Origin of the sequence: Pseudomonas sp. E6002, from assembly GCF_013385565.1 — a bacterium.
In the GTDB taxonomy this organism is placed as follows: domain Bacteria; phylum Pseudomonadota; class Gammaproteobacteria; order Pseudomonadales; family Pseudomonadaceae; genus Aquipseudomonas.
This window is the reverse complement of sequence record NZ_JACAPT010000029.1, coordinates 167,199-181,959: the sequence shown is the minus strand read 5'-3', so window position 1 is coordinate 181,959 and position 14,761 is coordinate 167,199. Positions and strand designations below refer to the sequence as shown.

Genomic DNA, 14,761 nt, shown 5'->3' with positions numbered 1-14,761 from the left:
CATGGGGGAAATCGGGAAGCGCCGCCCGCGTTTGACACGCCACGCGCCGCTGCGCAGAATTTGTCACCGCCGTCGCCCTGGCCTTCGAAACTCACGGCGACGACGGGGTTTACGCAGCGAATGGGAGAGCGATCTTCCATTCGCTTTTTTCATTGCGCAGCAACATCAGGCAGCGAGTGCCCAGTCCTGTGCAACGTCCTGCACGCCTACCAGGGCGACGTCGGTGGTGGTTGCCGTAGCGTGTGCTGCCAGGCCGGCCGAGATCTCGTCGAAGGTGTTGGCGGTGGACAGGCCGAAGTCGTCCAGCAGGTTGTTGAGCACGGTTTCCAGTGCCGAGGTGTTGCCTTGCATCAGGCTGTAGATCACGTTCTGAACGTCATTGCCGACGCGGCCTGCACCTTGTGCCGCGCTCAAGTCGAGGCCGTTGAAAGCCACTTTGAACGCATCGAGGGTGAAGTCGCTGCCATTGCCGCCGCCCAGGCCGGTGCCCAGTTGAACGTTATCCAGGTTGCCCCACAGGTAGTGGTTTTCGTTGTGGCTGGCTGGCAGCGCCGGGTTGAATACGTAGTGCAGGCCGTTGCTGGTGTTGCTGTCGGCAATGAAGGCGTAGTCGGAATTGTTGGCGCCGTGGGTCGAATACTGGTCGCCGCTCAGGGAGCCGTTGCTGAAGCCGCCGGTGTTGCTGCTGCCGTGACCCGCAGTGTTGAACCCCAGTGCCCAGTCGGTCAGGTAGTCCGAGACGGAGTAAGCACCGAGCGCAGCTTCGTAACTAACAGAAATAGTCATCACTTAACCTCGTTATAAACAACACGATTGATCAGCACGCTCATACAGCGCACTTTTTGCCCACCCTTGGGCAAAACCGTTGGTTGATAAAGTGCCGTGGCACCTTGATCAGAACTTGTATTCGAGCATCCCGCTCAACGTTCGCCCGCGCGCCAGGCTCAGGTTATTGGCGTCCCCCATGGCAACGAAGTAGGCCTCATCGGTGGCGTTTTCCAGCGCCAGGGCGATGTTCAATTGGTCGGTCATCCAGTAGCTGGCGTACAGGTCATAGAGGGTGTACTGGGGCCATAGCGCCTGGTCGATGAAGTCATAACCTTGTGAGTCGAGGTTCTCGCCATTGCCTGAGCTGTAGCGCACGCGGACGCCCATATCGAGTCGCTTTTCCAGGAAGCGCGCGCCCAGGGTCAGCGAGCCGCGATCAGCCGGCATATAGGTGGCGTTGCCCATGATCCGGCCACAGCTTTCCTTGTTGTTGGCGACATCGTCGTCCAGCACCTCATACGTGGTCACCGGGCGCAGGCCGGTCGTGCCGTTTGGCCGGGTGTAGCGTTCATAGCGTGTGGTGGACGGCCCGTTCTTCTTCGCCCCGCCCATGTAATAGTTCTTCGAGCAGAACTCATTACTGCCGATCATGTGGGTGTAACTAAGGTTGGCGTACGCCCGCCCCATGTCGTAGTTGAGCTGGTACTCCACCCCCCGAAAGCGCGTGGGGTTGGTGTTATTGACGTACGCCATCGTGCCGAGAAAACCGCCGACGGAGGTCTCCGGCAAACTGACGCTGTGATTGAGGAAAGAGAAGTTCTCGATCCGGGTATCGAAGTAAGCCACCTTCATGCCCAGGCGGTCGTCACCGAACAGCAGTCCCTCTTTGAATACGTTCACGCCCATTTCCCAGTCCCGCGACTCTTCGGGTTTCAGGAACGGGTTGGGAAACACCCGCTCTGATGAGCTGCCACCGTGAGGACGCCCGGTCATGAAGGTTTCCGTTACCGCCGGCGGGCGCCAGCCCTTGCCCCAGCGGGCGTAGAGTTGCATCCAGTCCAGCCCCGGCTTTATGCCGATACCGAACGTGGGAGAGAACTGGCCCTCTTCTCTATCAATGTCGAAAACCTCCTCGACACGCTTGGCACCTACCGTGCTGCTGTAGAACCGATCGCGCCGGTACAGCGTCATCCCGGTGACCCCTTCCAGCCGATAGCGGTCGTACCGCAAGCCCGCATCCAGCGTCAGCCAGTCGCCATATTCGTACTGCAGGTTGTTGAACAGGCTGGCGATGGTGCGTTTGCCACCGGGCGTCCCGCCTTCAACGTAAGGCAACAGGCCGGAAAGGTTGGTGGCCTCGACCTTGTTGGTACTGGGCTTGAACTTGTCTTGATACACCTCCACGCCGTAGTTCCAACTCACATGCCCCAACGCATCGAAGTCGAACCGCGATGTGTTGTCGCCCTGTACACCCCAGGTATCGGTCTGAAAATGATCCGTGTAGCCCGCCACATAGTTGCCGGAGGTCAGCGACGCGGTGTTGGGCGCATTGTCCCGGTCCATCTGTGTGGTGACGTAGTAGACCTTGGCCTTGAAATCGATCAGCGGGTTATCCGGCGTGTAGCGATAATCCAGTCCGACGTTCCTGGCATTGAGGTTGTTCTTGCTGACGCGCTGGTAGTACACGCTCTGGTTATCCGGGGCGGTGTAGGCCCACGCGTCATTGCTGTCGCTGTCACTTTCCAGGTAGCTCAGTTGCACCCGTTGGTCATTGGGCAGGTTCAGGCCGAACTTGACGATTTGCGAGCGGGTCACGCTGCCGGTGTCACCGACCTCACTGTTCAGCCAATCGTCGAAGGCCGCAGGCTGGGAGTCACGAGCGCGCAAATGAGTACCCAGTTTCTGGTCGTTGTGAGTACCGGCGCGGTAGTCGCCAAAATGCCGTTCGCTGTACCCCAGCAGCACGTCGCCGCGCTCGTCGCCAAAGGCAAACACACCGCTGCCGTTGAAATAGGTGCCGTTACCCAGTTCACCAATCCCGCTACCGGCACGCAGACGCCCGCCATAGTCCTTGCCATCGGCCAGGAACTCACTGGCCTCCAGGGTCTTGAAGGATGCAATCCCGCCCAACACGGCAGCACCGCCCTGCCCGGACTGGCTGCCCTTGTCGATTTCGATGCTGGAGATGAATTCCGGGTCGATCAACATCGTGCCGTTGCGCTGCTGGTGGCCGTTGACGTTGAAGTTCTGGCGCATGCCGTCGATGTTCATGTTGACCCGGCCGTAGTCCTGCACGCCGCGGATGTTCACCGACAGGCCCGGGTCACGCTGGTTGACGGCGGTGTACACGCCGGCGGTTTCTTCGAGCATGTCGGCGGCGTGGCGTGGTGGGCGTTTGTCGATCTGCTCGCGACTGATCACGGCCACCGAGCGCGGTGTGTCGTACACCCAGTCGCTTGGCTTGCCGTTGGTGTTGCCGGTGATGGTGGTGGTGCCCACGGTCAGCGCACCGTCATGGTCGGCGCCGACGCGAGTCAGCGTCACCTGCCGGTCCCCGGTAAAGCGGTATTCCACCGGTGCACTGCCCACCAATCGGCCGAGGCCTTCCTGGGCGCTGTAACGGCCCTTGAGCGCGGTGCTGGTGAGGCCTTGCAGGCGCGCGCTGTCGAACAACACTTGCAACCCGGCCTGGTCGGCGAACGTCAGTACGGCAAGGCCCAAGGGTTGCGCCGCAATATCAAACGTCAACGTGACAGGCTGTGATTCACCGACTGGCGCCTCGGCGGCCTGCACCTGGCAGGCGGAGGCTAACAGCCCCAGGTGGATGGCAAGGGCCAACCGGCTACCGGTGTTGCGCCCCTTGGTGATTGCAGACATCGACGTTATCCCTTCGCTGACCATTCTTGTTTATGCGAATACTTCTCACTTAACAGGACGTGTCAGGCGTCGGAACTCAGTAAGGTTTTTTTGAAAGTTTTTTCAAAGGGCGTAAACGGGGCCCGGCGCCCCATCAATAGATCAGGCTCAGCCCCGCCAGATCAAAGCGCTGCACCTGTAATTCTTCGGTCAGGGTGCCGAGGGCCGTGTCGAGCATATCGAGGCGGAACACGCCGCTGACTTCACGGGTGCCGAGGTCGGCATTGGTCAGCACCACCTTGCCCGGCCGGTAGCGGTTGAGCTGTTCGATGACCTTGGCCAGCGGCAAGCGGTCGAAGATCAGCACACCGCGACGCCAACTGGTGGCGCGCTCCAGGTCGAAGTCGTCGAGGGCGACCACGCCGTTCTCCGGGCTGTAGCGCGCAGCCTGGCCTTCCTTGAGCACAGTTGCTTTCTGCGGCAGCGCCTGCAGCGTGACGGCCACACTGTGCTGCAACACTCCGACCCAGGCCTGCCGGTCGTCCTCACGCTCGACCACAAACCGCGTGCCCAGGGCACGGGTTTGCCCGCTGGCGCTGTGCACCACGAACGGCCTTTTTTCCTCACCGGCCATGGGCGCCACATCAAAGATCGCCGAGCCTTTGATCAGGCTGATGCGCCGCTGCACACCGTCAAAATCCAGCTTGATCGCACTCGCAGAATCCAGTTGCACGCTGCTGCCGTCCGCCAGGTGCACGGTGCGCACTTCGCCTTTTTGGGTGAAGTAATCGGCCTGCATCTGCAGCAGCGCCTCAGGCCCGCGCACCCAGCCGACGCCCGCCACCACCAGCAACAGCGCAACACTCGCCGCCATGCGCCACGGCCTGCGCCGACGAGGGCCGCGCACCGGCGCAGCGGTAGCGGGCGGCCGCTGGCGATGCACCGTCTCATCGCGATGCACCTCGCCCAGCGCCGCCCACGTCTGCTCGGCAAAACGCAGCGCCGCTTCATGGCGGCTGTCTCTGGCGATCCATTGGCGCAGCTCGGCCTGCTCCTGATCAGTCAGGGCGCCGGCGTGCAGGCGCACCGCCCAATCGGCAGCCGCCTCGGTAATGCTGTGCTGTTGCGGACCCGGGCTATTCACGTGTGAATCTCGAATTTTTCGTTATATAACGCTGTGACGTCTGACCCCGGGTTTGTCGGTAATTCATTCGTCGGATGGCCCCGCCTCACCTTCCTGCAAACGCTGCATGACATACGCCAGCGCCTTGGCCAGGTGCTTTTGCACTGAGCTGTCGGAAATATCCAGGTGCCGTGCGACCTGGGCATGGGTCATGCCCTCGATCCGGTTGAGACGGAAAATCTGCCGGGTACGCTCCGGCAATTCCGCCAGTGCCTGCTTCAATGCCTGCCGCTGTTGCTGCGCCATCGCCTGAGCCTCCAACCCGGCCATTTCATCTTCAATCTCGGCCAGCGCCTCATGGGGCACGGAGTCGGTCTTGCGCCGCGCCTCCTGGCGGATATGGTCGATCAGCAGATTGCCGGCCGTGCGATAGAGATAGCCCTGGGAGTTGTCGATGCGCTCGCCGGCCGGCTTTTGCGCCAGGCGCAGGAAACTCTCCTGCACCAGGTCTGCGGCCAACTGCGGGTCCCGTACCTTGCGTGCGAGATACCCGCGCAGGGTATCGGCGTGCTTGAGAAACAGGCCTTTGAGATCCACGTCCGACAAACCGACTCCCTGGAATGTTAAGGAAACAGGCGGGCATCTTAAGCGTTGTCGAGAATGATTTTCAATTGATATCAACTCTGATCCACACAACGGTGGTTTTCATTCTGCGTTCGGTAATCGAACGGTTCCCACCCACGCGATTGACCAAATTAACCATTCAGTACATTTTATCGACATACATAAAAACAACAGTGGAGAACCCTCTATGCCGCCCATCGTGCTGGTGCTCAACGGCCCCAACCTCAACCTGCTCGGCACTCGCGAGCCCGCCACTTATGGCCACGAAACCCTGGCCGACCTTGCCGCCCTGTGTGGCCGCAGCGCCGAACAGCTGGGGTTGAAAGTCGAATTCCGCCAGACCAACCACGAAGGCGAATTGCTGGACTGGATCCACGGCGCCCGCGCCCGTTGCGCCGGCATCGTGATTAACCCGGCAGCCTGGACCCACACTTCGGTGGCGATCCGCGACGCACTGGTGGCCAGTGAAGTACCGGTGATCGAAGTGCATTTGTCCAACGTGCATGCCCGGGAAGCGTTCCGTCATCACTCGTTCGTGTCGCCGATTGCCAAGGCGGTGCTGGCCGGGTTTGGCAGCCACGGTTATCACCTCGCCCTCGAACACTTCAGCAAGAACTTGAAGGGATGAGCGCGGTGTCCAAACGTCGAATTCTGGCCGGCCTGATAGGCGCCGGCATCCAGGCTTCCCGCACCCCGGCCCTGCATGAGCATGAAGGCGATGCCCAGGGCCTGCGTTACCTCTATCGCCTGATCGACCTCGACCGGCTACAGGTGGATACCCGCGCCCTGCCCGACCTGTTGATGGCGGCCGAACAGATGAACTTCACCGGTTTGAACATCACCTACCCGTGCAAGCAGGCGATCCTGCCGCTGCTGGACGAATTGTCGCCCGAAGCGCGGGGCATCGGCGCGGTGAACACCGTGGTGCTTTGCGACGGTAAACGCATCGGCCACAACACCGACTGCCTGGGCTTTGCCGAAGGCTTTCGCCGGGGCTTGAGTGATGTGGCTCGCAAGTTCGTGGTGCAGATGGGCGCGGGCGGCGCCGGGGCGGCAGTCGCCCATGCGCTGCTGGGTGAAGGCGTGGAACGCTTGAGTATTTTCGACATGGACGCCGAACGTGCCCGCAGCCTGGCAGACAACCTAAACCAGCATTTCGGTGCCGGCCGGGCGCAGGCCGGCAATGACCTGGAAAGCGCCATGGCCGAAGCCGATGGCCTGGTGAATACTACGCCAATGGGCATGGCCAAGCTGCCGGGCATGCCGGTGCCGCTGCACACCTTGCGCGCCGACTTGTGGGTAGCGGAGATCGTCTACTTCCCACTGGAAACCGAACTGCTGCGCAACGCCCGCGCCCTGGGTTGCCTCACCCTGGATGGCGGCAACATGGCGGTGTTTCAGGCGGTGAAGGCGTTTGAGTTGTTCACTGGCGAAGTGGCGGATGCAGAGCGCATGCTCGCGCACTTCCAGAGCATGACCACCCAACTGTAGAAACCGGATCAAAAATGGGGAGCGGGCTTGCTCGCGAATGCGGAGTGTCAGCCACCGGATGTTTTACTGACCCACCGCATTCGCGAGCAAGCCCGCTCCCACATTTTGCTCGGTGTTGAACTCAAGCCTGCAGGTAGCGCAACACCGACTCGCAGATCATCGCCCGATGCCGCTGCTTGACCGCCTCGTCCGACAACTCGATCTGAAAGATCTCGCTGAAGGTGTGGCGGTTCGACACCCGGTAAAAACTGAACGAGTTGATCAGCAGGTGCACGTCCAGCGGCTCCAGCCCTTCGCGGAACAGCCCCATCTGCGCGCCCCGGCGCAACGTGGTGCCAAGGGCCTCGAGGATGTTGCTGTTCATCGCCTTGATCGACGTCGACTGCTTTACATACTCGGCGTTGTGGATGTTCTCGATGCTCACGATGCGCACAAAATCCACGTTCTGATCGTGGTGATCAAAGGTGAATTCCACCAGCCGGCGGATCGCTTCCCGGGGCTCCAGGGCCGTCAGGTTCATCCGTGTCTCGGTGTTGCGAATGTCGCCGTAGAGTTTCTCCAGCACCTCGACGTAGAGCTGCTCCTTGCTGCCGAAGTAGTAATAGATCATGCGCTTGGAGGTCTGGATACGCTCCGCGATCGCGTCCACCCGGGCGCCGGAAAGGCCCTGGGTGACAAACTCGACGATGGCTTCCTGGAGAATGTTCTCGCGGGTCTTTTCCGGGTTGTTCTTGCGGCTCTTGCGCGGTGCGGTGGCCGCGGCGGGAAGCTCGGAGGTCAGGGTCATGGTGCGCTCACGGCCTTAGGTGCAGGCGCTGATTATGGGCCGCGCCGCACGCCGAAGGAAGCGCCGGCACCTTACAACCTGGCCTGGCGCACCGCACCGCTGCGGGACTTGGCCATGGCCGCCAGGCGCACCGCCACGTTGGCCGCACCGTAGCCGGCGTAACCGTTCTTGCGCTGGATGATCTCGAAGAAAAACCGGCCCTCGAACGGTTCGGTATAAACGTGAAACAGTTCACCGCCCTGGGCATCGCGGTCGTAGAGGACGTTGTAATACGCGAGCTGGCTGAGGAACTCGTCATCGAAATCAAACCGCGCCGCCAGGTCATCGTAATAGTTCAGCGGGATATCCAGCAGCGGCACGCCCGCATCCTTGGCCCGGCTGACCTCGGCGAAAATGTCCGCGCAGTCGAAGGCAATGTGGTGCACGCCCGAGCCGCGATAGCTCGACAGCGCGTGGGAAATCGCGGTGTTGCGGTTCTCGGAAATATTCAGCGGCAGGCGAATCGAGCTGCAACGGCTGCGCAGTGCCCGGCTTTTCACCAGGCCATAGGGATCCGGCAGCACCACTTCGTCGTCGGCTTCGAAATCCAGCAAGCTTTTGTAGAACAACACCCAACTGTCGAGGCTGTCGGCGGGCAAGGCCATGGCCATGTGGTCGATGCGCAGCAGGCCGCCGCTGGCGGCGTTCGCCGGTTGCAGGTTGAAGTCGGTGTCGTAGAGGCCGCCTTCGTGCTGGTCCACCAGGTAGATCAGGCTGCCATCCGGTGCGCGCACCGCTGCCAGCTCCAGCTCGTTGGGGCCGACCAGCCCACGATACGGCTGGCCCTTGTAGGCCACCGCCCGCTCCAGGGCCTTGGCGCTGTCCTTTACCCGGATCGCCGTGGCGCACAACGACGGGCCGTGGGCCTCGAAGAAGTTATGGGCGAAGGAATAGGGTTCGCAATTGAGGATCAGGTTGATATCGCCCTGGCGCAACAGGCTGACGCTCTTGGATCGATGCTGCCCGGCCTTGACGAAGCCCAGGCGCTCCAGCCATGAAGTGAGCTTGGCACCGAGGTTTTCATCCACGGCAAATTCCAGGAATTCGATGCCGTCGTATTCGCTGGCGGCCGGGGTTTCAAACAGGATCTCGGGGACCGGCGTCGCTTCTTGCTCCAATCGCTGGCGGGTTTTCTCTTCGAGGTACAGCAGCGAGCGCAGGCCGTCGGCGGCATTCGCCCGGGTCGGCGCGGCGCGGAAGCCGTCGTTGAAGATTTCCAGGGACAACGGCCCGGTGTAGCCACTCTTGATGATCGGGGCGAGAAAGCCCGCCAGGTCGAACTCGCCCTGGCCTGGGAAGCAGCGGAAATGCCGGCTCCATTCCAGTACATCCATCGCGAGGATCGGCGCATCGGCCATCTGCACAAAGAAAATCTTGTCGCCGGGAATCTCGGCAATCGCACTCGGGTCGCCCTTGAGAGACAGGGTGTGGAAGCTGTCGAGCAACACGCCCAGGCTCGGATGATCGATCTTGCGCACCAGGTTCCACACCTGCTGCCAGGTGTTGACGTGCCGGCCCCAGGCCAGCGCTTCATAGCCGATGCGCAAGCCCCGGCGGCCAGCGTGTTCGGCCAGCAGGCTCAAGTCATCCAGCAGAATGCTTTCATCGCCCACGGCATCGGCTGACGCGTTACTGCACACCAGCACCAGGTCGGTGCCCAGCTCCTGCATCAAGTCGAACTTGCGCTCGGCCCGCTCCAGGTTGCGTGCCAGGCGGTCGCGGCGGCAGCCCTCAAAGTCCCGGAACGGCTGGAACAAGGTGATGGCAATGCCGAGGTCGGCGCACATTTGCCTAACTTCACGCGGGCTGCCGTCGTAATACAGCAGATCGTTTTCGAAGATTTCCACGCCATCAAACCCGGCAGCCGCGATGGCTTCGAGTTTTTCCGGCAAGGTTCCGCTCAAGGAAACGGTGGCGATGGAGCGTTGCATGGGGCGACTCCCGGCATTGAGGCATGTCTTGTTTACGGCAAATTATTGGCCGCCAGGTTCATCACAGCAATTGAAATGTACGAACCGGTTAGTTTTATGGGCGATTATCGAACAGAATGGCAATCGGCGAATTGACGATTTTTTAGCCGCTGCGCACCATCGACAGCACATTGAGCCCCGCTTCCATTGAGCGGCCTCGGTTAACCAAGACCCTGAACACACCATAAAAATTTCAAAAAAACGGGTACTTCCTCATGCCTTCGCAAAATCCCGCCGTGGCCGTGGGCCACAGCAATCCCCATAGCGGCATCGGTGACAAAATCCGTGGCGCCATGGCTGTCGGTAAAACCCGCTGGGGCATGCTGGCCCTGGTGTTTTTTGCCACCACCCTGAACTACATCGACCGCGCCGCCCTCGGCGTGATGCAACCGATCCTGGCCAAGGAAATGAGCTGGACGGCGATGGACTACGCCAACATCAACTTCTGGTTCCAGGTGGGTTACGCCATCGGCTTTGTGCTGCAAGGCCGGTTGATCGACCGGGTCGGCGTCAAGCGCGTGTTCTTCTGCGCAGTGCTGCTGTGGAGCCTGGCCACCGGCGCCCATGGCCTGGCCACCTCGGCGGTGGGCTTTATGGTCTGCCGGTTCATTCTCGGGCTGACCGAAGCCGCCAACTACCCGGCCTGCGTCAAGACCACCCGCCTGTGGTTCCCCGCTGGCGAGCGTGCCGTGGCCACCGGGATCTTCAACGCCGGCACCAACGTCGGCGCGATGATGACGCCGATGCTGCTGCCGCTGATCCTCCACGTGTGGGGTTGGCAGGCGGCGTTCCTGTGCATGTCGGCACTGGGCGGGATCTGGCTGGTGCTCTGGGGCTTGAAGTACTACAACCCGGAAGACCATCCAAGCGTGAAGCAATCGGAACTGGACTACGTGCAACAGGAAGTCGAACCGGAACAACCCCGCGTACCGTTCAGCCGGATCCTGCGCATGCGCGGCACCTGGGCCTTCGCCCTCGCCTACTCGATGACCGCGCCGGTGTTCTGGTTCTACCTGTACTGGCTGCCGCCGTTCCTGAATCAGCAATACAACCTGGGCATCAACGTGACCCAGATGGGCATCCCGCTGATCATCATTTACCTGACGGCGGACTTCGGCAGCATCGGCGGCGGGATCCTGTCTTCGTTCCTGATCGGACGCGGGATGAACCCGATCAAGGCGCGGCTGCTGTCGATGTTGCTGTTTGCCTGCTGCATCGTCGGAGTGATCATGGCCGCCGGCTCCAGCCACCTGTGGGTCGCGGTGTTTGCGATTTCCCTGGCCATTGGCGCGCACCAGGCCTGGACCGCCAACATTTGGAGCCTGGTGATGGACTACACGCCCAAGCACATGATGAGTACGGTGTTTGGTTTTGGCGGCATGTGCGCGGCCATCGGCGGGATGTTCATGACCCAAATCGTCGGCCATATCCTGACCGTGACCAACAACAACTACACCGTGCTGTTCACCCTGATTCCGGCGATGTACTTCATCGCGCTGATCTGGATGTACTTCATGGCGCCGCGCAAGATTCCGACCGTCGAGGTCTGAGTTTCCTACCTGCGCCGCTGCTGCCAGGCAGCGGCCAACCCGCTCAGGCAAATCACCCCGATCCCGACCACGGTGGTCAGGTCCGGGGTGTGGTTGAACACCAGCCAGCCCAACAACCCCGCAAACACGATCTGGCAATAGCCGAACGGCGCCAGCAGGGCCGGCGCTGCGAAGCGGAAGGCCTGGGTCAGCATCAAGTGTGCGGTCATCCCGCAAGTGCCCAGCGCCAGCATCAGCACCCCGTGCCACAGGCTCGGCACCTGCCAGAAGAACGGCACCAGCGCACTCATCACCAAGGTGTTGCACAACCCGGCGAAGAAGTTGCTGGTGGTGGGCGTGTCGTACTTGCTGAGGATGCGGGTGAGCAGTTGGTAGAAGCAGAAGAACAACGCCGACGTCAGCGGCAACAACACCGCGGGGGTGAACAGCTCACCGCCCGGGTGCACAATGATCAGCACCCCGATAAACCCGCAAATCACCGCCAGCCATTGGCCGCGGGTCACGTGTTCGCCTAACAGCGGCACCGACAACGCGGTGACCAGGATCGGCGCAAGAAAGTTGACCGCCGTGGCTTCGGCCAACGGGATAAAGTGCAGCGCCGCCGTAAAGAACAGGCTGGTGCCCAGCAGGCACAACGCCCGCGCCACTTGCAGTAAAGGGCGTTTGCTGCGCAGTACCCGCAGGCCCGATTGCGGCAGGAAGATCCCGGCCATCAACAGCGTGTGCACCAGGTAGCGGGCCCACACCACCATCACGATCGGGTAGAACCCGGCCAGGTATTTGGACAGCGCGTCGTGGCTGGAAAACAGAAAGGTCGCCACCACAATCAGCAAAATGCCTTTGAGCGGGTGGTTGACGCCGGAAAGTGGGGTACTGAGGGTCATTGCATTCTCTTGAGTGGCAGGCTGAAATGACCGCCGCATACCGCGGCATAATCTAGAACGGGTAAAGCGCCTCGCTCAAGAGCATAACCAAACACTGTTCGAACAGCGCACTAAATTGCGGTTTTCCAGTCCAACGCTTCACGCCGCCCCGCCCACTGCGCGTTTTTTAACCAAGGCCTTCTCACCATGAAAAAAACCCTGTTGATTCTTTCGACCCTGACGCTGCTCAGCGCCTGCGACAAGCAAGCCGAGACCGCCAAGGCGCCCGCCCCGCCGTCTGTCCAGGCAACATTGGTACCGCAAGTGCTGCCCACCGACAAATGGGTCGGCAAGTGGATTGGCGTCGAAGGCCTGAACCTGACCATCGCCAAGGACGACAGCATCGGCCGCGGCCACTATGTACTGACCATGAAATACGGCCTGGATGACGACGATTCCGGCACCTTCAAGGGCCAGGCATCCGAAGACGGCATCACCTTTGAACGCCCGGACGGCCCGCAGATCCTGAGCGCTGGCGACGGCGAAGCCACTGGCCTGAAATGGCTGGCCGACAAGAAGGACTGCCTGATCGTCGACACCGGCGAAGGGTATTGCCGCGACTGACACAAGCTTCATACAGATCGGACGACGCAGCGTTTAGCATCGTCAGACAGCCGGACTGGCGCCAACCCTACACACCAACAACACTGAGCTGCAGGTTCATAAAGAGGATTGCCACATGCTATGGAAAAAAGGCCGACGCAGCGACAACGTGGTAGACGCCCGCGATGACAGCGGCGGTGGTGGCGGTGGCATGCGTTTTGGGGGTGGCAAGGGCCTGAGCCTGACGGCCATCGTGCTGATCGTCGGCATCGGCTGGCTGACCGGCCAGGACCCGATGCAGATCCTCGGGCAACTCAGCGGCCAGCTCACCGAGCAAGCGCCCTCCGTCAGCCCGCAAACCCGCCAGGCGCCGCCGGCCAATGATGAACAAGCCGACTTCGTGCGCGCCGTACTCGGCGACACCGAAGACACCTGGGCCCAGGTGTTCCAGGAAAACGGCCTGACCTACAAGAACCCCAAACTGATCCTGTTCCGCGGCCGGGTGAACTCCGCCTGCGGTGGCGCCACGTCCGCCAGCGGGCCGTTCTATTGCCCGGCAGACCAACAGGTATACCTGGACCTGGATTTCTTCCGGGAAATGTCCCAGCGCTTCAAGGCCGCCGGCGACTTCGCCCAGGCCTACGTGATCGCTCATGAAGTCGGACATCACGTGCAGACGCTGCTGGGCATCTCGGCGAAGATTCAGGCAGCCCGCCAGCAAGGCCGGCAGATGCAAGGCGACGGCGGCCTGCTGGTGCGCCAGGAGCTGCAAGCCGACTGCTTCGCCGGGGTGTGGGCCAACCGTGCGCAAAAGCGCCTGAACTGGCTGGAGCCCGGCGACATTGAAGAAGCACTGAATGCGGCCAACGCGATTGGCGATGACCGCTTGCAGCAACAGGGCCAGGGCCGCGTGGTGCCTGACTCGTTTACCCACGGCACCTCGGCACAGCGGGTTCGCTGGTTCAAGACCGGCTTCGCCCAGGGCCAGATCACTCAATGCGACACCTTTACCGCCAAGAGCCTTTAAATGAATAAACGACTGGGTCTGCTGTTAGGTTTGTTGATCACCTGTTCCTCCTCCACCTGGGCTGCCGAACATGGCGTCAAGGTGGTCAGTCCCGATCGTTTTCACCTGGATGCCGGCGACCTGAGCGTCGGCTTGAGCCAGGACTGGCGCCAGCCGCTGCCTCAAGTTACCCGCGCGCTGATCATCGTGCATGGCCGTTTGCGCAACGCGATGACCTACCTGGACAGCGGCGAAAAAGCGGCCGAAGCCGCAGGACAAAACGCCAATACCCTGGTGATTGCGCCACAGTTCCTCAACCAGACCGACCTCAAGCGCAACCAGATCGACAGCCAGACCCTGCGCTGGAACAGTAACGACTGGATGGCCGGCGAGCCGTCCACAGGCCCGGGCCAGATCAGCTCCTACGGCGCGCTGGACCAGATCATCAAGCACCTGGGCAACCGCAAGCTGTTCCCGAACCTGAAGGAAATCGTGGTGGCCGGCCATTCCGGTGGCGGCCAAGTGGTGCAGCGTTTTGCGCTGACCGGGCATGATCACCCGCTGCTGCAAACCGAGGGCATCAGCCTGCGTTATGTGGTGGCCAACCCGTCGTCCTACGCGTACTTCAGCCCACAGCGTCCGGTGAAATTCGATGTTGCCAGTTGCCCGGGCTTCAACGACTGGAAGTACGGCATGCAAAACCTGCCGGCCTACGCCAAGGGGCAAAGTGCCGAGCAGCTGGAGCAGGCTTACGTTTCGCGTAATGTCACTTACTTGCTGGGCCAGCAGGACACCGACCCGAATCACCCGGCGCTGGACAAGAGCTGCGGCGCTGAAACCCAGGGCGCGTATCGCTTGATTCGCGGGCACAATTATTTTGACTACCTCAAGCAGCGGCACCCGCAGTTGGGCCACAAGCTGGTGGAAGTGCCGGGGGTTGGGCATGACGGGGACAAGATGTTTACGTCGCCTGAAGGGCAGAAAGTACTGTTCCAATAACCACTGAAGAAACCGGATCAAAAATGTGGGAGCGGGCTTGCTCGCGAATGCGGTGGATCAGTCAGCCTATGTATTGACTGAC

The 14,761-nt window shown here is 61.4% G+C and carries 13 protein-coding genes; 6 read left to right on the top strand and 7 right to left on the bottom strand.

Annotated elements, in window-relative coordinates; all coding sequences use genetic code 11:
• Positions 1-165: 165 nt before the first annotated feature.
• From HX815_RS24320 to HX815_RS24305, 4 genes are all read right to left on the bottom strand, one after another.
• Positions 166-786: a heme acquisition protein HasA gene (locus HX815_RS24320; protein WP_003215551.1), complete on the bottom strand. Its 621-nt coding sequence runs from the start codon at positions 784-786 to the stop codon at positions 166-168.
• 108 nt (positions 787-894) lie between these two features.
• Complete coding sequence (locus tag HX815_RS24315; protein WP_102369949.1) at positions 895-3,645, bottom strand: TonB-dependent receptor; 2,751 nt, start codon at positions 3,643-3,645, stop codon at positions 895-897.
• A 133-nt stretch (positions 3,646-3,778) separates the two neighbouring features.
• Positions 3,779-4,768, bottom strand: a complete 990-nt coding sequence (locus HX815_RS24310) for a FecR family protein (RefSeq protein WP_177029002.1) — start codon at positions 4,766-4,768, stop codon at positions 3,779-3,781.
• Between the two features lie 63 nt (positions 4,769-4,831).
• Positions 4,832-5,353 (bottom strand): RNA polymerase sigma factor, encoded by a 522-nt coding sequence (locus tag HX815_RS24305; protein ID WP_177029001.1) that lies wholly within the window; start codon positions 5,351-5,353, stop codon positions 4,832-4,834.
• 205 nt (positions 5,354-5,558) lie between these two features.
• On the opposite strand from HX815_RS24305, the gene aroQ reads away from it, so the two are divergent.
• Positions 5,559-5,999, top strand: coding sequence for a type II 3-dehydroquinate dehydratase (gene aroQ, locus HX815_RS24300; protein WP_003215541.1), 441 nt, complete (start codon positions 5,559-5,561; stop codon positions 5,997-5,999).
• A complete protein-coding gene (locus HX815_RS24295) occupies positions 5,996-6,862 on the top strand; it encodes a shikimate dehydrogenase (protein WP_177029000.1) in 867 nt (288 codons plus the stop codon). The genes aroQ and HX815_RS24295 overlap by 4 nt, the downstream gene beginning before the upstream one ends.
• A gap of 121 nt (positions 6,863-6,983) precedes the next feature.
• Here the strand turns inward: HX815_RS24295 and HX815_RS24290 are convergent, their stop codons facing one another.
• On the bottom strand, positions 6,984-7,649 hold the full coding sequence (locus HX815_RS24290) for a TetR/AcrR family transcriptional regulator (protein ID WP_177028999.1): 666 nt from the start codon (positions 7,647-7,649) through the stop codon (positions 6,984-6,986).
• A 71-nt stretch (positions 7,650-7,720) separates the two neighbouring features.
• Positions 7,721-9,619: a 3-dehydroshikimate dehydratase QuiC gene (gene quiC / locus HX815_RS24285; protein ID WP_177028998.1), complete on the bottom strand. Its 1,899-nt coding sequence runs from the start codon at positions 9,617-9,619 to the stop codon at positions 7,721-7,723.
• 254 nt (positions 9,620-9,873) lie between these two features.
• Here quiC and HX815_RS24280 point away from each other — a divergent pair, with 254 nt between their 5' ends.
• Positions 9,874-11,208 (top strand): MFS transporter, encoded by a 1,335-nt coding sequence (locus tag HX815_RS24280; RefSeq protein ID WP_003215533.1) that lies wholly within the window; start codon positions 9,874-9,876, stop codon positions 11,206-11,208.
• 5 nt (positions 11,209-11,213) lie between these two features.
• On the opposite strand, the gene HX815_RS24275 is transcribed toward HX815_RS24280, so the two are convergent.
• Positions 11,214-12,092, bottom strand: a complete 879-nt coding sequence (locus tag HX815_RS24275; RefSeq protein WP_003215531.1) for a DMT family transporter — start codon at positions 12,090-12,092, stop codon at positions 11,214-11,216.
• A 186-nt stretch (positions 12,093-12,278) separates the two neighbouring features.
• On the opposite strand from HX815_RS24275, the gene HX815_RS24270 reads away from it, so the two are divergent.
• The 3 genes from HX815_RS24270 to HX815_RS24260 all read left to right on the top strand — a co-directional run bounded on the left by HX815_RS24270 (position 12,279) and on the right by HX815_RS24260 (position 14,679).
• Positions 12,279-12,695 (top strand): hypothetical protein, encoded by a 417-nt coding sequence (locus HX815_RS24270; protein WP_008436613.1) that lies wholly within the window; start codon positions 12,279-12,281, stop codon positions 12,693-12,695.
• A 115-nt stretch (positions 12,696-12,810) separates the two neighbouring features.
• Positions 12,811-13,701 carry a neutral zinc metallopeptidase gene (locus HX815_RS24265; protein WP_003215526.1) on the top strand — a complete coding sequence of 297 codons (891 nt, stop codon included), beginning with the start codon at positions 12,811-12,813 and terminating at the stop codon, positions 13,699-13,701.
• Entirely contained in the window at positions 13,702-14,679 is a 978-nt protein-coding gene (locus HX815_RS24260) for a hypothetical protein (RefSeq protein WP_087693556.1), read from the top strand. It begins immediately after the preceding gene.
• Positions 14,680-14,761: the final 82 nt, after the last annotated feature.